The organism is Exiguobacterium sp. s141 (assembly GCF_018618085.1).
GTDB lineage: Bacteria > Bacillota > Bacilli > Exiguobacteriales > Exiguobacteriaceae > Exiguobacterium > Exiguobacterium mexicanum_A.
Genome location: NZ_JACSLJ010000002.1, coordinates 336,993 through 358,473 on the forward strand (window position 1 = coordinate 336,993; position 21,481 = coordinate 358,473).

The following is a 21,481-nucleotide window of genomic DNA, read 5'->3' on the forward strand; positions in this document are numbered from 1 at the left end:
TTTTTTGTCGTTTTCGTCACGATTGAAGGTGAGGTGATGAGGATGAAACTAGTAGCAATTGAACCAACTCCAAGTCCAAATAACTTGAAGATTATCGTGGAGCCGGCTTTCACTGGCCGAGGCGTCACGTATGACAAGGCGAGCCGTGACATGCCTCCGATTATCGAGGACATCGTTGGGTTGCGAGGGGTCAAGTCGGTCTATGCGGTTTCCGACTTCCTCGCCGTCGAACGCCATCCAAAACATGATTGGCACGACGTTATGAACGAGATTCGTCGCGCGTTCGGGGAAGACGTCCCGGAAGTCGAGGCGAACCAGATGGCGGCGGACTATGAACCGGTCCACGTATCGGTCCAGTTCGTACTCGACGTCCCGATGCAGTTAAAACTCGTCAAAGGTGACACCGAAAAACGTGTCGGTCTGTCGAAGAGGTTCGTCGACGCTGCGCTCGACGTGCAAGCACAAGTGAAAAACGTCATTCAAGACCGGCGTTGGGTCGAGCAAGCTCCGCGTTACGGAGAGCTCGAGGACGTGAGCGTCGTCGCGCAAGAAGAACTCGAGGCGGCTTATCCCGAAGAACGGGTCGCGCGCATCGTCGCCCGTGCGTTCGGCCGGGAAGCCGACTATGAAGCGAATGCGAACCAGTTGCAATCAGACGATTGGAAAGCGCGATTGGCGTTCTTGGACGAACTCGAGATCGTTCCGGACAACATGGTGTACTTCCGCCGTGCGCTCGAGGATAAAGTGATGGCGATCCGTCGACAAGCGGTCGTCATGATCGGCATGTTCGAAGAGAACCGCGAAGAGTACGTCACGTATATCGAACAGGCGCTCGTGGACTCGTCACCGATCGTCCGTCGTACGGCCGGCGATACGGTATCGGATTGGGCGTTGCCGCAGTCGCAGCCGTCGATGATCGAGGCGCTCAAAGATAAGAGCAAGCTTGTCCGTTGGCGGGCCGCCCGGTTCTTGTTCGATTGTGGAGATGAGCAAGCGGTGCCGGCATTGAAAATTGCCGAGGACGACCGCGAGTTCGAGGTTTCCCTTCAAGCTCGTCTCGCGAAGGAGCGAATCACGAGTGGAGAGACAGCGCTTGGGACGGTGTGGCAACAAATTTCGAATCGAACGAAGTAACAATCATTCGACAAACAAATATTTAATTTTTTTACAGTTACAGGGAAGAGAGACGAATCCTCATGCGATTCGTCTCTCTTTTCTCGTATTCAATTTGATAATTCATCCAAATGACTAACAATCGATACCAGTTATTCGACAGTTGGGTAAACGGGTCTTTTGGCCTGTCGAACGATGGGACGTTTTTCCTTGCGAATCGTTGATACACTAAACATATCTTATACCAACAAAGGAGCCATACTCATGATGCTTTTTGCAGAAACCCCAGAACTCGTAGCCTATAAGGAAGTCGTCGATGGTATGATCACGGTCATCTTTGAGTCGATTCACAGTGAGACGTTCTCGATCTCTGCACAAGTTCGTTCCGACATCGACGTCGCCGACGCGTTGTTCATGACTGGTTGGCAACAGTACGTGGAAAACGTCCAAGTTTCATAATAAAGGTGAATAATATACGTAAACCCATTACAAACGTCTGCACGAACGTTTACACTAGTGCTATAGACGTTTTTTTTATTTTTCAGAGGAGAGTGGGATACGTGAAGAAGACTTGGTTATTGGCCATCGTCACGGCGATGATATTGGTTGTGGCGGCGTGCAGCAAAGAAGAAGCGAACCCGAGCGATGTGGACGACACCGCGTCGACACCGCCTGCTTTATTGACGCTCGATACGGACGTGAGCTACGATGCCGAATCGAAACAACTGTCGACGACGGTGTCGATGACGAATCCGAACGAGGAGCCCGTCAACGTGACGTTCAATTCGTCGCAACGCTTTCAGATGACGGTGATGAACGGTGATACGACCGTCTTCGATTACGGCAGTGAATATATGTTCACGGAATCGATTATCGAAGAGACGTGGGAACCAGGCGAGAAGAAAGTGTTCGATGAAGTGTTCCCGCTCACGCTCGAAGCCGGGGACTATACAGTCGATTTCGTCGGACTGGCCCAAGTCGACGGTGCACCTGAAATGGCGGTCACGGATCAACAGACATTGACGGTCGAAGCGGCGGAGCCACCGGCAGAAGAGGGAACGAGCGAAGAACCGGCGGAAGAGCCGACGGAAGAGCCGAGCGATCAGCCGGCCCAAACGAACGGTGCGTTCCGCGATGTCGCCATCAAACTGAACGGTAACGCGATCGACGTGTCTGGCTACACGGACGTCGAAGAGTTTGAGTGGAGTGTGTCGGACGGTCATAACCTGTATGCTCAAGGCGCGGCAGAAGTGACGAGCGGCGGCTTTACGTTCGGCGCTCTATTGGACGAAGAACCTCCGGCCGGGAAAACGCTGTTCTTGGAGATGACACCGATTGGCGGAGACGTAGCCTCGTTCCGCATCCAATAAGCGAACGACGGAAACTGAGGTTTCCGTCGTTTTTTTTCGGGAATGAAACAAGTTGACGACACCGCCAGATTGTCAGACAATTAGGCAAACCGATATCAGTTAGGGAGGAAGTTGAGTATGCAGCAACATATTATCGAATCGACACATGTCAAACCATCGATTAACCCGGCCGAAGAAATTCGTCTTCGGACCGATTTTTTAAAGGCTTATGTTAAACGGGCCGGGGCGAAAGGGCTCGTCCTTGGCATCTCGGGTGGACAGGACTCGACGCTCGCCGGTAAACTCTGTCAGCAGGCGATGGAAGAGTTGCGTCAAGAAACGGGCGCGGAGTACACGTTCTACGCCGTCCGTCTTCCGTATGGGGAACAACATGACGAAGCGGATGCGAAGCGCGCCCTCGAATTCATCCGTCCGGACAAGACGTTCACGGTCAACGTGAAGCCGGCCGTCGACGCCTCGGCTGAAGCGTTCGCACAAGCGACCGGTCTTGAACTCGGTGACTTCCATAAAGGGAATACGAAAGCACGCGAGCGGATGAAAGTTCAATATGACATCGCCGCCACGTTCGGCGCGCTCGTCGTCGGTACGGACCATGCGGCTGAATATGTGACGGGCTTTTACACGAAGCACGGCGATGGGGCTGCCGACTTGACGCCGCTCACCGGACTCAACAAACGCCAAGGCAAGGCATTACTCCATGAACTTGGAGCGCATGAGAGTTTAATCTATAAAGTGCCGACGGCTGACTTAGAAGATGACAAGCCGGGACTCCCGGACGAGGTCGCTCTCGGGATGACGTATGATCAGCTCGATGACTACTTAGAAGGCAAAGAGATCGACCCGGCCATCGCCGAGCGGATCGAGACGATCTTCAAGCGGTCGCGCCATAAGCATCATATGCCAGCCTCGCTCTACGACGAGTGGTGGCAGTGACCATAGAGGACCAGCCCACGGGTTGGTTCTTTTTGTATGATGAGCCAAGTTCTGTATTGCCTTTGCCGGCACCCTCCGTTCCTGGGGCGATGCGATGCCTCCGCAGCGCGAATCGCGCTTTACGGGGTCATCCTTGCATCGCTCTCCCCTAGGAGTTCGGGTGCCGGCCTTGGCACTGGACAGTCAGACCGTCGCGATGGGGCACCGTGATTGCCCGCGGAAAGCATGGGCGCCGAAAAGGACGCGCGATTTAATCACACAAAAGAACCGATCCTTAGACCGGTTCTTTTGTGTATCACGTATTAGCGCTTCGAGCGTGTCGGCATGAATTGGATGAGCAAGATGAGCGTGAACGCGATCAAGCTGAGCAGCGGGATCGTGATGAACCCGAAATAGTTCACCCAACGAATCAAACAGTCGTTACTGCAGAACGCGTCGCCGTTCGGGATGCGTTCGAGAACGACGTGATAGAGGGCAATCGCCCAACCCGCCCCGGCCATGAGACCGACGAACAATTTGTTCACAGCACGGTTTGAGACCATAACCGTCAAATAATAGATGGCGAGCGGATACATAAATATGCGTTGGAACCAGCATAACTTGCATGGCACGTAAAGCATGATTTCCGAGAAATAAAGACTGCCGAGCGTCGCGATGGTGGCGACAATAAAGGCAAAATGATGACGTTGCATCTGATTTCCTCCTGACGATTCAAAACTAATCGATAAACATGATATGATACAGTGAAGCAATAACGTATCCAGTATACAATCTTTGAAACGATAGAGAAACAGGTGACGTCATGCAAGTATCAGAAGTGGAAGTATTGATCGTCCTCGCCGAGGAATTGAACATGCGCAAAGCAGCGGAGCGGTTATTCGTCTCCCAGCCCGCGCTCAGTCAACGTCTCGTCACGATCGAGCACCAATGGGGTAAAAAGATATTCGTCCGTTCGACGCGCGGGCTCGCGCTCACACCAGACGGAGAAAAAATCATCGACTTCGCAAAGAAGATGTACAGCGAAGAACAGGAGCTGCGTGGGGAGTTGACGGCGCAACAAGGTGAGGTGTACGGTACATTAAAAATCGCCGTCGCGTCCATCATGGGACAGTATTGGCTGCCCCGCGTCTTGAAACGATTCATGGAGCGGTATCCGTCGGTCCGGGTCAAACTCGTGACGGGCTGGTCAAGCGAGATGATGCGCTATATGCTAGAAGAAAATTTTCATATCGGTATCATCCGGGGGAACCCTGACTGGCGCGGCGAGAAGATGAAACTGTTCTCAGATTCGCTCCACTTGGTCGATATGCGGATGACCGATTTGAAACAATTAAAAAACAACGAGCGCTCATTCATTCAATTCAAGAGCGACTCGACCTATTATCAAGAGATTCTCGAATGGTGGCAGGAACGATTCTCGAGCCCGCCGCTGACAACGCTCGTCGTTGATCAGATTGAGACGTGCAAACAGATGGCGCTCCATGGAATCGGCTTCGCGATTTTGCCGGAGTCGACGATCCGCGATGTCGAGGCGATCAATAAGATTCCGCTCACCTCGTCGAACGGGACACCGCTCGTCCGAGATACGTGGATGTTGTCGACCGAATCGATGCTCGAGTTGGCGCAAGTGAAGGCATTTTGGGAAATCGTGGATGAAGTGACAAAGGAGAGTGTGGAATGAGTTGGGCAATTGAAGCAAGACGGCAGTTACATTTGATTCCAGAACGAGGTTATGAAGAGTTCAAGACACAGGCGACGCTTGAGGAGTTGATTCGTTCCTTGAACTCGCCACGGGTGCATATTTCACACTGGCGCACCGGTCTGTTCGTCCGTGTCGATGGTCTTGTCGGTGAGAAGACGATTGGGTACCGAGCCGATATGGACGGCTTGCCGATCACAGAAGAGACAGGACTTGAGTTCGCCTCGGTCCATGAAGGGATGATGCACGCCTGTGGCCACGACGTTCACATGGCGATTGCCCTTGGGTTGATCAAACGTGCCGTTGAGGAGCCGCTCGATCACGACCTCGTCATTTTTTTCCAACCGGCAGAGGAAGGTCCGGGCGGTGCCGAGCCGATGGCCGTGTCGGAACTGTTCTATCATTTCCGCCCCGATGCGATGTTCGGCCTTCATGTGGCTCCGGAATATCCGGTCGGCACGATCGCCTCGCGCCCGGGTGTCTTGTTCGCGAGTGCGCGTGAACTGCATCTGACGATTCACGGAAAAGGCGGGCACGGGGCCTTCCCGCATGCCGGGATTGACGCCGTGATCGTCCAAGCTGCCTTAATCATGCAACTTCAAACGGTCATCTCACGGAACATCGATCCGATGGGAAGTGCTGTCATCTCGATCGGTAAGGTCGCGGCCGGGACGAAAGAGAACATCATCGCCGATACGGCGAAACTCGACGGGACGATCCGTGCGCTGTCGGATAAGGAGATGGTCGTGCTCGAAGGGCGTATCCGTCAAATCATCGCCGGAGTGGAGATGACGTATAACGTTCAAATCGACCTTGAGTTCGGCAATCGCTATCACGAGGTCGTCAATGACGAACGTTATTTGTTCCAGTTTGAAGAAGTAGTCGAAGAAGTCGGGTATTCGTACAAGACGTGTGTCCCCGCCATGACCGGCGAAGATTTTGGTTACATGTTGAAGCAAGTACCGGGCTTCATGGTCTGGCTCGGCGTGAACGATATGGGTTCAGGGCTCCATCAATCAACGCTCAATCCGGACGAGCGGGCGATCGATGTCGCCATCGAGCTGTTCGATCATTTCTTTCGAACAGCGATCATTAAATGAAGGGAGCGGACACGACGGTGTCCGCTTTTTTGTGCGAAATGTGTTGAATTGTGCGTGAACGGTTAAAAATTCGGGAAGTAAATAAGACTTGTAAAGCGTCGATATTGTTAATCATGCTCAAATGTGAACATTTTGCGAACTCAAGCATTGAGACATTACAGCGCTATATAAAATCATTATGATAAGGGTATCCAAGGGAAATCATCTGTGATGTTGCGCGATAGACATTGGTTTAAAGCGCTAGAGAGAGATAGGAGGTAATCAATAGATGTTTCAAGATCCTGTCCTGATGAGCCGGGCGTTAACGGCACTCACGTTGGGTTTCCACGTGATTTTTGCCACAATCGGCGTCGGGGTTCCACTTTTAATTTTATTGGCAGAGTTTCTAGGCATTAAAAAGAAAGATCCGAAATATACCTTGATGGCCCGTCGTTGGTCACGGGGCTATGTTGTCACAGTAGCGGTCGGTGTTGTGACGGGTACGGCAATCGGGCTTCAGCTGTCCTTACTTTGGCCGAACTTGATGCGGGTAGCCGGTCAAACGATTGCACTCCCATTGTTCATGGAAACGTTCGCGTTCTTCTTTGAGGCGATTTTCCTCGGAATTTATTTGTACACGTGGGATCGATTTAAAAACCCGTGGCACCATATGCTTCTCGGGATTCCGGTCGCGGTCGGTGCCTTGTTCTCAGGTTTCTTCATTACGACCGTGAACAGCTTCATGAACCAACCGGTCGGATTTGATATCGTCGACGGACGGCTTGCCAACGTGAGCCCGCTTGAAGCGATGTTCAGCCCAGCGATGCCAACGAAAATGGCACACGTCTTGACGTCGGCTATCTTGACGTCGGCGTTCATCCTTGCGGCGATCGCGGCCGTCCAGCTGCTCCGTCAGCGACGGAACCAGCTCGACAAGTTGTCAATCGAGTATCACAAAAAAGGACTACGCTTGACGATGACCGTCGCACTCATCTTCGCAATCGCGACTGCTCTTGTCGGGGACTTCTCAGGGAAATACTTGGCGAAGTACCAGCCGGACAAATTAGCGGCTGCGGAGTGGCACTTTGAAACCTCCTCGGAAGCTGAGCTTATCCTAGGCGGCTGGCTCGAGGAAGACGGGGAAGGCGGTTACGAAGTACGTGGCGCTTTGAAGATTCCATACGCCTTGTCCATCTTAGCTGGCGGCGTACCGAACTACGAGGTAACAGGTCTTGATGAATTCGCGAAAGAAGACCAGCCACCGCTATTCATCCACTATCTGTTTGATGCGATGGTCGGGATCGGGATGCTCCTCGCACTGATTTCGTTCTTGTTCGTCCTCGGACGCTACATCAAGCGGTTACCGCAATTCAGTAAACCGATGCTCATCGCCATCGCAGCGGGTGGTCCGCTCGCGATGATGGCCATCGAGTTCGGCTGGTTCTTCGCCGAGTTCGGTCGTCAACCTTGGGCGCTTTATGATTTGATGCGCACGAGTGAAGCGGCCACGACATCAGCGAACGTCGGTTGGATGCTTATCGCCTTTGCGATCCTGTATGCAGTTCTTGGCGTAGTCACGGTGCTCGTCTTGACTCGTCTGTTCAAGGACAACCCAGTAGGGAAAGAACTAAAACAATCGGAGCATCGCGGTGAAGCGATGTTCGCGGATGAAGTGTGATCGGAGGGTATGACATGCAGATTCAAGAACTAGGGATTGCCGTTCTATGGACGTTTTTGTACGGCTATCTCATCGTCGCATCGATTGATTTCGGTGCCGGCTTCTTCGCTTTCTATAGTAAGTACACGAAGCGTGACCACATGATCAACCGTCTGATTCAGCGGTACTTGTCACCGACATGGGAAGTGACGAACGTCTTCTTCGTCTTCTTCTTCGTTGGAATCGTCGGGTTCTTCCCGGATACGGCCTACTATTACGGGACAGCACTTCTCGTTCCGGCTTCGGTCGTCTTGATTTTGTTGGCGATTCGCGGGAGCTTCTATGCGTTCGCCAACTACGGTTCAAAAGAGAGCACGTTTTACATGTTCTTGTACGGGGCAACCGGCCTCTTGATCCCAGCCTCGATGTCGACTGTCCTCACGGTCAGTCAAGGCGGATTCATCAATGAGACCGAGTCCGGCGTCTTCTTTGACGGCATGAAGTTGTTCACCAACTTCTACTCATGGACCGTTGTCTTCTTGGCAATCGTGTCGGTGCTCTACATCAGTGCTATGTTCCTTTTATTCTACGCGGACAAAGCGCGTGACGTTCAAGCGGTCCCGCTCGTTCGGAAGTGGGCCTTGTTCTGGAGCGTGCCGACGATTATTGCCTCGGGCCTCGTCTTCTTCGGGTTGAAGTCGCAGGCGGCTTGGCATTATGAGAGCATTTTGGCAGGCAACTGGTGGTGGTTCGCCGCAAGTTTCATCTTCTTCGTCGTAGCGGTTTCATTCGTCTACTTGAAGCGGAACTACGGCCTCGCTTTCTTGATGGTCATGGGTCAATTCTTCATGGCTTGGTTCGGATATGGTTATACGCACTTGCCATATATCCTTTATCCGTACATCGACATCAACGGAAGCGTCGTCAACGAATCGATGGCGGTCGCACTCGTCGTCGTCTTCATCCTCGGATTGCTCCTCCTCGTACCGGCGCTGTATCTCTTACTTCGCCTGTTCTTGTTCGACAATGACTATGTACGCGGAAAGCGTTCGAGTGGTAAAGCATAAGACCGGATGATTCCGGTCTTTTTTTGTATAGTTTTTTTGGAGGGAATCGGTTACACTGTACGAAGAATCGGGAACAGAAACAGCGTAGGAAAGGGATGTATGAAATTATGACAGGTGAATTTGCAGTCATCGGATTAGGACGGTTTGGCGGCTCGATCGTTCGTGAATTGTCGGCGAACGGTTATGACGTGTTGGCCATCGATGCCGATGAAGAACGCGTCAACGAGTTTATGGGATTGGCGACACATGCGGTCATCGCGGATACGACAGACGAGAACGTATTGAAGAGTCTCGGCATTCGTAACTTTGAGCACGTCATCGTGGCGATCGGGGAAAACATTCAAGCCTCGATTTTGACGACGCTCATTTTGAAGGAGCTCGGCGTTCAAATCATTACCGTGAAGGCGACGAACGATTATCACGAGAAAGTGTTGCGCCGCATCGGAGCCGATAACATCGTCCACCCGGAACGCGACATGGGTGTTCGGATCGCGAACGGGTTGATGAGTCAAAGCATCCTCGACTACCTCGAACTCTCAAACGAACACTCGATCGTTGAAATCAAAGCGTCGGATAAGTTGTCGAACAAGTCGCTCATCGACTTGGACCTCCGTGCTAAATACGGCGTCAACATCGTCGCCGTTCGCCGCGACGACGACGTCATCATCTCCCCGCAAGCCGACGAGATGATTCTACCAGAAGATATCTTGATTATTATCGGCAAAGATACAGACTTGGACCGACTCGAACGTACCCTTCGGTCTAGATAAAAACGAGAGGCGCGCGCCTCTCGTTTTTTTAGATGAGCTTCATTTGTTTTAAGCCGTACTCGATGCCATCCTCGAGAATCGACTTTGTGACGAAGTCGGCAACTTCTTTCGCCTCGGTCCGGGCGTTGCCCATCGCGATACCGGTCCCGACGTATTCGAGCATAGCCAAGTCGTTCAAGGCGTCGCCGAACGCATACGTGTTTTCGAGCCTGTACCCGTTCGCCTCGATGAAGTGGCGAATGCCATCGGCCTTGCTCGCCCCGCGATTGATGACGTCCATGGCGTGGGGGTGCCAACGGATGAAATCAAATTCGCCGTACGCGTCCAAGTAATGATGCTCTTCTTCTGGTGTACAGTAAAGTAACGTCTGATAGACGGCTTGTTCGATATGGAAGTTCGGTTCGTAAGTCGGGATTGGCATATCGAGTTCTCCAAGTGACTGTTCGACGACATGGTCGTTTGCTTTCGTCGCTCCGCCCCGATCTTGGCCGAGGTAGACGAGCGTGTGGTCGTTCGAACCGGCATGCGTTGTCAGGCGGTGGAGAGCATCTGTCGGTAAGGCATTTCGGTAGACGACCTCACCTTGATGGACGACGATTTGTCCGTTGTAACAGACGAAACTCTCAATCCCGACTTGCGCGGGGATATCCGACAGCATCGCTGGACCGCGACCGGTCGCGATAAACGTCTCGACGCCGTTCGCGCGGAGTTGCTCGATGGCTTTGATTGTCGAAGGTGGAATGTACGATCCTTCGTGGAGCAACGTCCCATCGATATCAAAAAAGACTACTTTCTTATCTTCCATGTTGTTTCACCATGCTTTCTCTGTCTTTATGAAGTCAGTTTTATACTAAAAAGCATAACATGAAATTGAGAAACCGCCCTCAATCTAACGTCATTAGTGAAATATTGTCACAATATAAGCTATAATGAAGAAAGAATCTTACGGAGGCATAATTTTTATAGCGAGAATCACTTATGTATCACATAGATGAACATCAACTACTTGTAGTAAGGAGAGATTAAATGAAGTTTGTAAAGAACCACCAAACAGCTGTGTTTGCCTTAGGCGGACTCGGAGAAATCGGGAAGAACACGTACGTCGTTCAATTCCAAGATGAGATTATCGTCATCGATGCGGGCATCATGTTCCCGGAGGATGACTTGCTTGGAATCGATTACGTGATCCCTGATTACTCGTACTTGATTAAAAACAAAGATAAAGTCAAAGGGGTGTTCATCACCCACGGTCACGAAGACCACATCGGTGGTATCCCGTTCCTGTTGAAACAAGTGAAATTGCCGATCTACGCGACGAAGCTCGCGCTCGGCTTGATTAAAGTGAAGTTAGAGGAGCATGGATTGCTCCGCGAAGCGGAACTTCACGAAATCGATGAGGATACGATCGTTAAATTCCGTAAGACGAGCATCTCGTTCTTCCGCACGACTCACTCGATTCCGAACTCGCTCGGTGTCGTCGTGAAGACCCCACAAGGGAATATCGTCCATACGGGTGACTTCAAATTTGACTTCACACCGGTCGGCGAACCGGCTGACATCGCGAAGATGGCAGACATCGGGAAAGAAGGCGTGCTCTGTCTCTTGTCTGATTCGACGAACGCAGAAGTCGAAGGCTTCACGATGAGTGAGAAAGTCGTCGGTGGCACGATCAGCGAGACGTTCCGGAAAGCGGAAGGCCGCATCATCTTCGCCACGTTCGCCTCGAACATTTATCGTCTGCAACAAGTCGTCGATGCGTGTGCCGAAACAGGCCGCCACTTGGCCATTTTCGGCCGCTCGATGGACAAAGTCATGACGATTGGGCAAGAGCTCGGTTTCATCAACGTGCCAAAAGGCATGATCATCGAAGCGAATCAGTTACGGAACTATGAGCCGCACGAAGTGGCAATCCTTTGTACTGGTTCGCAAGGCGAGCCGATGGCAGCGCTCAGTCGCATCGCCAACGGGACACACCGGCAAGTATCAGTTATTCCTGGCGATACGGTCATCTTCTCGTCGTCACCGATTCCGGGGAACGCCATCTCGGTCGGGAAGACGATCGACCAATTGTATAAAGCCGGCGCGGACGTCGTCTACGGCAAGTTGACGAACATCCACACGTCGGGCCACGGTTCGCAACAAGAGCAATTACTCATGATCCGTTTGCTGAACCCGAAATTCTTTATGCCGATTCACGGCGAGTACCGCATGTTGGTGAAACACGCTGAACTCGCAGAGTCGGTCGGCATCCCGAAAGAAAACAGCTTCATCATGGATAACGGTGAAGTGCTCGCGGTCGACGCCGACTCGGCGGCCATCACGGGTAAAATCTCGGCTAACGCGGTTTATGTGGACGGGAACGGCATCGGGGACATCGGCAATATCGTCTTACGCGATCGCCGCATCCTTTCAGAAGATGGGCTCGTCGTTGTCGTCATCAGCATTGACGGCAAGACGCGTAAACTCGTCTCCGGTCCAGACATCATTTCACGCGGCTTCGTCTATATGCGCGAATCGGGCAGCTTGATTCGTGACGGCGAGCGCTTGCTCAAGAAGACGGTCGAGCAAGGGTTGTCGAACAAACAGATGAAGTGGTCGGAGTTGAAACAACTCGTCTCGGATACACTCACGCCATACTTGGCACAAAAAACACGAAGACACCCAATGGTTCTTCCGATCATCATGGAAGTATGACCGAGCGGGCTGTAGGGGACTACAGCCCGTTTTTTAGAGGACTACAATATAAGGAGATGGTGCCGGATGGAACGCAAGAAACGGAAGAAAGGTTGGTTGAAATGGGGCCTGGCCGCATTCGCCTTACTCTTCCTCATCACGATGGTATACCATCAAGTCAAACCGTTGCCGGACGGCGTGTCGCGTGCGTCGGAACCGGTCGCGATTTCGGATGACCAAATCGATTTTTTATTTGATTTGACGTATCAAGGGGAAGACACGGAAGTGAACGAGCAAGAGATCTTTCAAGACGTCGAGCGGTCAATCCGCGAGGCACGGGAATATATCGTCATGGACTTTTTCTTATTCAACCCATATTCGAATGAAGACCGACAATATCCAGATATCACGGCCAGTCTATCATCGGCATTGCTCGAACAGATGAAAGCCTATCCGGACATGAACGTCGTCTTGATCACCGATGAGATCAATACGACGTATAACGGACACGCGTCCGATCATCTCGACGTCTTGAAGGAAGCGGGCGCCGAGATCGTTTACACGAACCTCGATGCGCTCCGCGACCCGAACATCTTATACTCGACGCTGTATCGGATCGGGTTCCAATGGTTCGGGGACAGCCAGAACGGCTGGTTGCCGAACCCGATGGCCAAATCGGCACCGGACATCACGATCCGGTCGTATTTACGGCTGTTGAACGTGAAAGCGAACCACCGCAAAGTGATGGTGACCGAGAATGACGGCTTCGTCTTATCGGCCAACCCACACGATGCGAGCGGGTATCATTCAAACGTCGGGGTGCGGCTCGATGGCCCGATTTTAGCGGACATCCTCGAAGGGGAGGAAGCGATCGCGACGTTCTCGAAAGGGGATGCCGAACGTTTCCCGAGCGAGGAGAAACTCGCGAATCTGCGCGACGAGCCGTCGGAAGGCCCGATGCAAATCCGCTACGTCACAGAATCCAAGATTCAGGACGCCGTCATCAAGGCGATGGAAGAAGCGGAATCAGGTGAGACGATTTGGATCGGCATGTTCTACTTGGCCGACCGAAACATCATTCAAGCCATTCATGAGGCCGCCGAGCGCGGAGTCTTCGTCAAACTGATTCTTGACCCGAATACGAACGCGTTCGGGCGCGACAAGTCAGGATTGCCGAACTTGCCGGTCGCCGCGGAATTGAACACGGTGAACCCGGAGCAAATCGAGATTCGGTGGTACGAAGTCGGCGAAGAGCAGTACCACCCGAAGATGCTGTACGTGGAAGGGGACCGTCGCGTCGTCGTCATCGGGTCAAGCAACTACACGACCCGCAACATGAACGACTATAACCTCGAAGCGGACGTTGAAGTCGTGACGACGACGGAGACGGAATTCATTCGCGAAGTCGACGGCTACTTCAAACAGCTATGGAACAACGAACAAGGCACGTACACGCTCGCCTATGATGAGATTCAGACCGATTTACCAATCGGGAAGTATTTGATTTATTGGTTGCAGAAGTTGACGTGGACGATGACCTATTAAGTCGAACCCGCCTTCGCAGGAAGGCGGGTTTTTGTTTGTGGATGGTGGATGTTGGTGAACGTCATTTTGGCTTTCACCGGCGTTTGCTTCGGTCGACAGACGCCGGTCAATCCAAATAACTTGCCACGTAATGCGAGGATGATGACCGGACGAGTACCTATAACCATGATACCGAACAAAACCCGCCCTCATGAGAAGGCGGGTTTTCGTCAATTCGTTTCGACAGGGTTAAACTCGTTCGAATACTCGTACAAGAAGCGTCCTGTCTCCCGGAGGACGTCTGTCTTCCGGTGGAGCGAGAAGTGATCGTACGGCACGGTCTCCGTGTCGATATTGTTCGTGTATTCTTCGAGTAGGAGCGAGCTGGATGGTTCGATCAAGTTGAACTCGCCGCCGCGTCCCGAGAAGGAGAACACTTGGACAGAGCGTGGCCACGTCTCCAGTTTTTCTTGGAACGCCTGCAGCCCGTCAGAACTCGGGGACAAATCCCGGATGGCCGGACTGCCGGTATTGATCCCGAAATTACTGGCGGACAGACCGAAGTTGGCGAGGCGTGTCCCGGCGAACGGACTATCATACGTCACGAACTTGTCGATGATGTAGTCTTCTTGATTCAAGATATAGTTCGCTGCCGCGACGCCGCCCATGCTGTGGCCGATCAAATACATCCGGTCGAACGAACGGTTTCGTTCCTGTTTATAGCGTTCGATCGCCGCATTCAACCACTTCGTCTGGTTGTTGAGCGATGCCTCGGCATCCTCATATTCAATCCGGACAATCGGTCGCATCGAATTATAGTCGTTGATGACGCAGTCGACCGCACCTTTCGCCGTCACGGTACAGAGCGCCCCATCTTTGGCCAATCCACGCTGTTCCATATACTGCGAGAAGCGGAGGAATGTGCGGTCGGTCCCGAGCAACCCGTGCACGGCGAACGTCGGGATGAACTCGTCCGTTTGGGCCGCTTGGCGAATTGCTTCGGTCTTCCGTTCGGTCGTCAATTCTTCGCGGATCGTCACGATGATCAAGGCGAGTGTCAAGACGAGAATCAATCCACCGAAAATACGGGACCGAATCGATGTCTTGTCTGGATTGCCGACGTTTTTGCGGTACTTCCGCCAGACGAAAAAACCGATCAGGGCGAGGGTGAGGCCGACGACGATCGTGACGATCCATGCTTTGACGTTCGGCACGTGGGCGACGAGTGTCATGTTGTTTTGACGGCCGCCGTACACTTGCCATTCGACATGTTTCATGGAACGCAAATCGAGTCCGGTTCCGTCTTCGACGAACACGCCGGTCGGCACCGTCAAATTGAACCGAATATCGGCTTGACGAACGTACCGCTCTGCTAATTGCTTCGGCGAGCCGCTCAAATTCACGCCGGGTAGGTCGACACGGTCGAGCCGAAGGTCGAGATTCGTATTGAGCACATACGAGTCAAACCATATCCCGTCCTCTTTTGCGACATCGAATTTCACATCGGGAGGGACAAGGATACCGGCCGGACCGGTTTTCCATTCTTCTTTGATGTTTTGAAGGTCATCGACATGATCGAACGTCTTCTTCAGCACCATGCCCTCGTAATCGTCCTCACTCGAGTAGTCACGTGTCGCATATCCGTTCTCATTCGCCTGTTGTTTCCATGTATCCCAATCGAGCCGCAAATTGAGCAGCTTCATGACCGGATGGTCGCGGAAAGCATACGTCGTCTCTAACGTGACCGATTGGTCGTAGTGGACGGTCGCATCATATTCGATTCGGACACATCCCCCGATTAAAAGAAACAGAAATGGGAATACTAACAACAGTGCCTTTTTCTTCAAGCTCGTCACCTCAAATCGGCTCACCGTAGGTCTCTAACGGGTTGGTCGTGTTGATGCGGTCGTAAAAGAGCACCCCATCTAAATGGTCGAGCTCATGTTGACAGACGATGGCGCGCATACCGCGGAGCCGCAATTTAATCGGGGCGCCGTCACGGTCGAACCCTTCAATCGTGATGCGTCGGTATCGGGGCACGTTGCCTTTGACGACACGGTCGACAGATAGACAGCCTTCACCGCCATTCAAGTACGTCTGTTCGACCGAGTGGCTCGTAATCTTCGGATTGAAGATGGATAGTTTGAACGTCTCTTCTTCTTCGTGGAGCAGGACCGTGAAAAAGCGGCGATTGACGCCGAGTTGTGGTGCGGCGATGCCGACACCGCCCCGAAGTTCATACTTCGCGCTCATCTCTGGATCCTGGCTATTGACGAGGAACGTCTCCATCTCGTCGAGTAGCGCGAGGTCTTCTGCCGTCGGTGGGACCGGCACTTCGATTGAGCGGGCGCGGAGCCGCTCGTCTCCTTCACGAATCACATCTTTCATCGTTAACATGCAAAACTTCCTTTCCCATTGCGATATGACCAATTATATCATATTTATTAGTCATTTCGCTTAGATGGTACAGAAGGTGAAATGAAAATGATACAGAGGCGAAATAAGGGAAAAGATGTGTTGATGTAAGCGTTTTTATAGAGTGAGCATATTTTTTGCGTTATTATAACAACCCGTTTTATACTGACTAGGAAACGGCAGGATAAGTGTAACTTTCCTGAATCACGTTAATACAGATTGCTTTTTTGGACAGATACACTTAAGATTTGAGGTAGTGTTTGATCACAAAAAAGACAATTGTCTCATAGTTGAAAGGATGAGGTGAAACGAATGAACAACGTTCAGGTACTTCAAAACGTGGAAGAAAACTTCCAAACGTTCCGTATTCTCGACGAGAAGGGCGAGGTCGTCAACCAAGACGCAATGCCAGATGTAACGGACGAGCAACTTCAGGAGCTTATGCGCCGCATGGTTTATACACGAATCTGGGACCAACGTGCCATCTCGCTCAACCGTCAAGGACGCCTAGGTTTCTACGCGCCAGTGGCTGGTCAAGAAGCAACGATGATCGGGACGCAATATGCGCTCGACAAACAAGACTGGATTCTTCCAGGCTACCGTGATATCCCGCAACTCGTATTCCACGGACTTCCGCTTTATCAAGCGTTCTTGTTCTCACGTGGTCACGTCGCAGGTAACCGTATCCCTGAAGACGTCAACGTCTTGATGCCACAAATCATCATCGGGGCACAAATCATCCAAACTGCGGGTGTGGCGATGGGCCTCAAACGCAACGGCAACACAAACGTCGCCATTACTTACACGGGTGACGGTGGTTCATCACAAGGTGACTTCTACGAAGGATTGAACTTCGCAGGTGCATTCAAATCACCAGCCATCTTCGTCGTTCAAAACAACCGCTTCGCTATCTCGACACCTGTTGAGAAGCAAACTGCAGCTAAAACGATCGCGCAAAAAGCTGTCGCAGCGGGAATCAACGGAATTCAAGTTGACGGAATGGACGTTCTTGCTGTCCTCGCCGCAACACAACAAGCGCGTAAAGACGCACTTGATGGAACTCCGACGCTTATCGAAGCACTCACATACCGTTACGGACCACATACGCTCGCTGGGGATGACCCAACACGTTACCGTACGAAAGAACTCGATACAGAGTACCAAGAGAAAGATCCGCTCGTACGTTTCCGCCTCTTCCTCGAAGGCAAGAAGCTTTGGAACGAAGACATGGAAAACGAAGTCATCGAGCAAGCGAAAGCAGACGTGAAAGAAGCGATCAGCCTCGCCGACAAAGAACCAAAACAAAAAGTTTCGGACTTCATCAACAACATGTACGAAACACTTCCTTCAAACTTGAAAGAGCAGCTTGAAGAATATACAGCAAAGGAGTCGAAGTAAGTTATGGCTCAAATGACAATGATCCAAGCGATTACTGATGCGATGCGCGTAGAAATGAAGCGCGACGAGAAAGTACTTCTTTTCGGAGAAGACGTTGGTAAAAACGGTGGGGTTTTCCGTGCGACGGAAGGACTTCAAGATGAGTTCGGCGAAGACCGTGTCTTCGATACGCCACTCGCTGAGTCGGGTATCGGTGGTCTTGCAATCGGTCTTGGTCTCACAGGCTTCCGTCCAATCATGGAAGTTCAGTTCTTCGGATTCGTTTTCGAAGTCTTCGACTCGGTTGCTGCTCAAATGGCACGTATGCGTTACCGTTCAGGCGGCGCTTACAGCCAGCCAATCACAATCCGTTCACCATTCGGTGGCGGTGTTAAAACACCAGAACTTCACGCGGACAGCCTTGAAGGCTTGATGGCTCAGACACCTGGTCTTAAAGTCGTCATCCCGTCAACGCCTTACGATGCTAAAGGTCTTTTGATCGCATCGATCCGTGACAACGACCCAGTCGTATTCCTCGAGCACATGAAACTTTACCGTTCATTCCGTGGCGAAGTTCCTGAAGGCGACTACACGATCGAGCTTGGAAAAGCAGACGTGAAGCGCGAAGGAACTGACGTTTCGATCATCACTTACGGTGCAATGGTCCACACGTCACTCAAAGCGGCAGAAGAGCTTGAGAAAGAAGACATCAACGTCGAAGTCATCGACCTTATGACAGTTAGCCCGCTTGATATCGACACAATCGTAGAATCAGTCAAAAAGACTGGTCGCGCCATCGTCGTTCAAGAAGCACAACGTCAAGCAGGTATTGCGGCAAACGTCGTAACTGAAATTCAAGAACGCGCAATTCTTCACCTCGAGGCACCAGTGCTTCGTGTAACTGCACCAGACACGGTCTTCGCTTTCGCACAAGGGGAAGACGCATGGTTACCTGACCATAAAGATGTCGTTGCAAAAGTTAAGGAAGTTATCAACTTCTGATCGTGTTCAAGTAACGATGAGGGAGAATTGTCTCCCTCGTTGTGTTTACATGATGAATTGATGGGAGGAAAAACCAGTGGCAGTATTTGAATTTAAATTACCAGACATCGGTGAAGGAATTCACGAAGGTGAAATCGTCAAGTGGTTCGTAAAAGCAGGGGACACAGTAAAAGAAGATGACATTCTTCTTGAAGTTCAAAACGACAAAGCCGTCGTTGAAATCCCTGCTCCAGTTGATGGAACAGTTAAAGACGTTAAAGTCTCTGAAGGTACAGTTGCGGTCGTCGGTGACGTCCTCATCACGTTCGATATCGAAGGTGACGCGCCAGCAGGCGAAGAGGAAGCAGCTCCTGAACAGCCAAAAGCTGAAGAGAAGACGGAAGACGTGAAAGAAGACGTAAAAGAAGACGGCCCGCGTGAAGTACAACTTCACAAATCGGAGCGCGTCATCGCTATGCCTTCAATCCGCAAGTACGCTCGTGAAAAAGGCGTCGACATCCGTGAAGTCAAAGGTTCTGGCGACAACGGCCGCATCTTGAAAGAAGACATCGATGCATTCGCAAACGGTGAAGCACCAACAGCCGAAGCTACAACAGAGAAAACAGAATCTGTTGCTCCAGCAGCAGCTGCTAAAACGGAAATCAAGCCTTACGAGTCAGCGACGCCTGAACTCGAAACGCGTGAGAAAATCCGTGGAATCCGTAAAGCGATCTCGAAAGCAATGGTCAACTCGAAGCATACAGCTCCACACGTTACACTCATGGACGAAGTCGACGTCACGAAACTCGTCGCACTCCGTAAAGAGTTCAAACAAGTGGCTGCTGACCAAGGCGTGAAACTCACGTACTTGCCATTCGTCGTTAAAGCATTGACAGCAGCAGCGAAAGCTTACCCAGCCATCAACGCATCAATCGATGATGTCAACGAAGAGATCGTCTACAAAAACTACTACAACATCGGTATCGCTGCCGATACGGACAACGGTCTCGTTGTTCCTGTCGTCAAAGAAGCGGACCGTAAGTCAATCTACGCACTCGCTACAAACATCAATGAGCTTGCCGGTAAAGCACGTGAAGGCAAACTTGCTGGGGACGACATGAAAGGCGGATCGATCACAATCACGAACATCGGTTCTGCTGGCGGACAATGGTTCACACCTGTCATCAACCACCCAGAAGTTGCGATTCTCGGTATCGGCCGTATCGCTGAAAAAGCTGTCGTTAAAGACGGTGAGATCGTCGCGGCACCAGTCCTCGCCCTCTCATTCAGCTTTGACCACCGCCTCATCGACGGTGCGACTGCTCAAAACGCACTCAACATGGTGAAACGCTTGCTTCAAGATCCAGCACTTCTAATGATGGAGGGATAAGAACATGGTAGTAGGAGAATTCGCACAAGAAACTGATTTGCTTGTCATCGGCGCCGGTCCTGGTGGATACGTCGCAGCCATTCGTGGCGCACAACTTGGCCTCAAAGTCACAATCGTCGAAAAAGGTAACTTTGGTGGCGTTTGCTTGAACGTCGGTTGCATCCCATCAAAAGCGTTGATCACGGCTGGTCACAACTTCCAGCACGCAAAAGGTCACTCGTCAATGGGTATCACGTCTGACAACGTATCAGTCGACTTCACAAAAGTCCAAGACTGGAAACAGTCGGTCGTCAACAAATTGACTGGCGGCGTCAAAGGCCTTTTGAAAGGTAACAAGATTGACATCGTTCAAGGTGAGGCTTTCTTCGCATCTGAAGACACAGTTCGTGTTATCACAGAAGACAGCTCGACTCCTTACAAGTTCAAAAAAGCGATCATCGCGACTGGTTCGACACCAATCGAGATCCCATCGTTCAAATGGTCAAAACGCGTCCTTTCTTCAACTGGCGCATTGGCTCTTCCTGAAGTACCGAAGAAACTTGTCGTCATCGGCGGCGGTTACATCGGTATGGAGCTTGGCACAGCGTACGCGAACTTCGATACAGAAGTCGTTGTCGTTGAAGGCGCAAGCGACATCTTGTCTGGCTTCGAGCCGCAAATGACGCAAATCGTCAAGAAGAAACTCAAACAAAAAGGTAACGTCACGATTCACACGAACGCTCTTGCAAAAGGCGTCGAGGAAACAGAAGACGGCGTAACAGTTAAGTTTGAAGTGAACGGTGAAGAGCAGTCTGTTGAAGCGGACTACGTCCTCGTCACAGTCGGCCGTCGTCCAAACACTGGCGACATCGGTCTCGAAAACGCGGAAGTTAAAGTCAGCGACCGCGGCATCATCGAAATCGACGACCAGTGCAAGACGTCGAACGAAAACATCTACGCAATCGGCGACATCGTACCAGGACCACCGCTCGCGCACAAAGCTTCTTACGAAGCGAAAATTGCGGCGGAGGCAGCTGCCGGTAAGCCAGCATACCTCGACTACTCAGCAATCCCAGCGGTCGTCTTCACTGACCCTGAACTTGCAACAGTCGGTTACACAGAGCCACTCGCAAAAGAAGAAGGACTTGAGATCACTGTATCGAAATTCCCATTCGCAGCGAACGGCCGTGCCCTCGCTCTCGACGAGCCAGACGGCTTCATGAAGCTCATCACGCGTAAAGAGGACGGTCTCTTGATCGGTGCTCAAATCGCGGGTACAGGCGCTTCAGATATGATTGCCGAGCTTGGTCTCGCCATCGAAGCAGGCATGACTGCAGAAGATATCGCGCTTACAATCCACGCTCACCCATCACTCGGTGAGATGGCAATGGAAGCGGCAGAAATCGCAATGGGTATGCCAATCCACGTCGTTAAATAAGTCAAAAGCTCTCTCG

The 21,481-nt window shown here is 51.7% G+C and carries 20 protein-coding genes; 15 read left to right on the plus strand and 5 right to left on the minus strand.

The features are described from left to right. The first annotated feature begins 42 nt into the window (after positions 1 to 42). From KNP74_RS06260 to nadE, 4 genes are all read left to right on the plus strand, one after another. Complete coding sequence (locus tag KNP74_RS06260) at positions 43 to 1,134, plus strand: virulence factor (protein ID WP_138859679.1); 1,092 nt, start codon at positions 43 to 45, stop codon at positions 1,132 to 1,134. Positions 1,135 to 1,377: 243 nt separating this feature from the next. Next, entirely contained in the window at positions 1,378 to 1,572 is a 195-nt protein-coding gene (locus tag KNP74_RS06265; protein WP_021066980.1) for a hypothetical protein, read from the plus strand. Between the two features lie 101 nt (positions 1,573 to 1,673). Then, positions 1,674 to 2,483 carry a BsuPI-related putative proteinase inhibitor gene (locus tag KNP74_RS06270; RefSeq protein ID WP_240731243.1) on the plus strand — a complete coding sequence of 270 codons (810 nt, stop codon included), beginning with the start codon at positions 1,674 to 1,676 and terminating at the stop codon, positions 2,481 to 2,483. Between the two features lie 117 nt (positions 2,484 to 2,600). Then, positions 2,601 to 3,416, plus strand: coding sequence for an ammonia-dependent NAD(+) synthetase (nadE, locus tag KNP74_RS06275; RefSeq protein ID WP_138859678.1), 816 nt, complete (start codon positions 2,601 to 2,603; stop codon positions 3,414 to 3,416). A 302-nt stretch (positions 3,417 to 3,718) separates the two neighbouring features. Here nadE and KNP74_RS06280 read toward each other — a convergent pair whose 3' ends face one another. Further along, positions 3,719 to 4,108, minus strand: coding sequence for a disulfide bond formation protein B (locus KNP74_RS06280; RefSeq protein ID WP_138859677.1), 390 nt, complete (start codon positions 4,106 to 4,108; stop codon positions 3,719 to 3,721). A 110-nt stretch (positions 4,109 to 4,218) separates the two neighbouring features. Here KNP74_RS06280 and KNP74_RS06285 point away from each other — a divergent pair, with 110 nt between their 5' ends. The 5 genes from KNP74_RS06285 (at position 4,219) to KNP74_RS06305 (ending at position 9,688) form a co-directional block, all read left to right on the plus strand. Continuing rightward, positions 4,219 to 5,097 carry a transcriptional regulator CcpC gene (locus tag KNP74_RS06285; RefSeq protein WP_034776997.1) on the plus strand — a complete coding sequence of 293 codons (879 nt, stop codon included), beginning with the start codon at positions 4,219 to 4,221 and terminating at the stop codon, positions 5,095 to 5,097. Further along, positions 5,094 to 6,215 (plus strand): N-acetyldiaminopimelate deacetylase, encoded by a 1,122-nt coding sequence (locus KNP74_RS06290; protein WP_034776999.1) that lies wholly within the window; start codon positions 5,094 to 5,096, stop codon positions 6,213 to 6,215. The genes KNP74_RS06285 and KNP74_RS06290 overlap by 4 nt, the downstream gene beginning before the upstream one ends. Positions 6,216 to 6,483: 268 nt before the next feature. Beyond that, the gene (locus tag KNP74_RS06295) at positions 6,484 to 7,872 is read left to right on the plus strand and encodes a cytochrome ubiquinol oxidase subunit I (protein WP_034777000.1); all 1,389 of its coding nucleotides are present in this window, start codon (positions 6,484 to 6,486) and stop codon (positions 7,870 to 7,872) included. Between the two features lie 14 nt (positions 7,873 to 7,886). Beyond that, positions 7,887 to 8,918: a cytochrome d ubiquinol oxidase subunit II gene (locus tag KNP74_RS06300; RefSeq protein ID WP_034777001.1), complete on the plus strand. Its 1,032-nt coding sequence runs from the start codon at positions 7,887 to 7,889 to the stop codon at positions 8,916 to 8,918. 107 nt (positions 8,919 to 9,025) lie between these two features. Further along, positions 9,026 to 9,688: a potassium channel family protein gene (locus KNP74_RS06305; RefSeq protein WP_034779811.1), complete on the plus strand. Its 663-nt coding sequence runs from the start codon at positions 9,026 to 9,028 to the stop codon at positions 9,686 to 9,688. 28 nt (positions 9,689 to 9,716) lie between these two features. Here KNP74_RS06305 and KNP74_RS06310 read toward each other — a convergent pair whose 3' ends face one another. Then, positions 9,717 to 10,493, minus strand: a complete 777-nt coding sequence (locus tag KNP74_RS06310) for a Cof-type HAD-IIB family hydrolase (RefSeq protein ID WP_034777002.1) — start codon at positions 10,491 to 10,493, stop codon at positions 9,717 to 9,719. Positions 10,494 to 10,714: 221 nt separating this feature from the next. Here KNP74_RS06310 and rnjA point away from each other — a divergent pair, with 221 nt between their 5' ends. Together rnjA and KNP74_RS06320 are read left to right on the plus strand one after the other, a co-directional pair. After that, positions 10,715 to 12,382, plus strand: a complete 1,668-nt coding sequence (gene rnjA / locus KNP74_RS06315) for a ribonuclease J1 (protein ID WP_214763845.1) — start codon at positions 10,715 to 10,717, stop codon at positions 12,380 to 12,382. A gap of 66 nt (positions 12,383 to 12,448) precedes the next feature. Next, a complete protein-coding gene (locus tag KNP74_RS06320) occupies positions 12,449 to 13,906 on the plus strand; it encodes a phospholipase D family protein (RefSeq protein ID WP_138859673.1) in 1,458 nt (485 codons plus the stop codon). Here the strand turns inward: KNP74_RS06320 and KNP74_RS06325 are convergent. The 3 genes from KNP74_RS06325 to def are packed head-to-tail and all read right to left on the minus strand — an operon-like array spanning position 13,903 to position 16,282. After that, entirely contained in the window at positions 13,903 to 14,085 is a 183-nt protein-coding gene (locus KNP74_RS06325) for a hypothetical protein (RefSeq protein ID WP_214763847.1), read from the minus strand. The genes KNP74_RS06320 and KNP74_RS06325 overlap by 4 nt on opposite strands. A 30-nt stretch (positions 14,086 to 14,115) precedes the next feature. Then, positions 14,116 to 15,741, minus strand: a complete 1,626-nt coding sequence (locus KNP74_RS06330) for an alpha/beta hydrolase (protein ID WP_214764022.1) — start codon at positions 15,739 to 15,741, stop codon at positions 14,116 to 14,118. 1 nt (position 15,742) lies between these two features. Then, positions 15,743 to 16,282: a peptide deformylase gene (def, locus tag KNP74_RS06335; RefSeq protein WP_021066993.1), complete on the minus strand. Its 540-nt coding sequence runs from the start codon at positions 16,280 to 16,282 to the stop codon at positions 15,743 to 15,745. 330 nt (positions 16,283 to 16,612) lie between these two features. Here def and pdhA point away from each other — a divergent pair, with 330 nt between their 5' ends. The 4 genes from pdhA to lpdA all read left to right on the plus strand — a co-directional run bounded on the left by pdhA (position 16,613) and on the right by lpdA (position 21,465). Further along, positions 16,613 to 17,698, plus strand: a complete 1,086-nt coding sequence (pdhA, locus tag KNP74_RS06340; RefSeq protein WP_034777009.1) for a pyruvate dehydrogenase (acetyl-transferring) E1 component subunit alpha — start codon at positions 16,613 to 16,615, stop codon at positions 17,696 to 17,698. Between the two features lie 3 nt (positions 17,699 to 17,701). Beyond that, positions 17,702 to 18,679 (plus strand): alpha-ketoacid dehydrogenase subunit beta, encoded by a 978-nt coding sequence (locus KNP74_RS06345; protein WP_214763848.1) that lies wholly within the window; start codon positions 17,702 to 17,704, stop codon positions 18,677 to 18,679. A 76-nt stretch (positions 18,680 to 18,755) separates the two neighbouring features. Further along, a complete protein-coding gene (locus tag KNP74_RS06350) occupies positions 18,756 to 20,048 on the plus strand; it encodes a dihydrolipoamide acetyltransferase family protein (RefSeq protein WP_214763849.1) in 1,293 nt (430 codons plus the stop codon). A 4-nt stretch (positions 20,049 to 20,052) separates the two neighbouring features. Beyond that, positions 20,053 to 21,465, plus strand: a complete 1,413-nt coding sequence (gene lpdA, locus KNP74_RS06355) for a dihydrolipoyl dehydrogenase (RefSeq protein ID WP_214710545.1) — start codon at positions 20,053 to 20,055, stop codon at positions 21,463 to 21,465. Positions 21,466 to 21,481 lie beyond the last annotated feature (16 nt).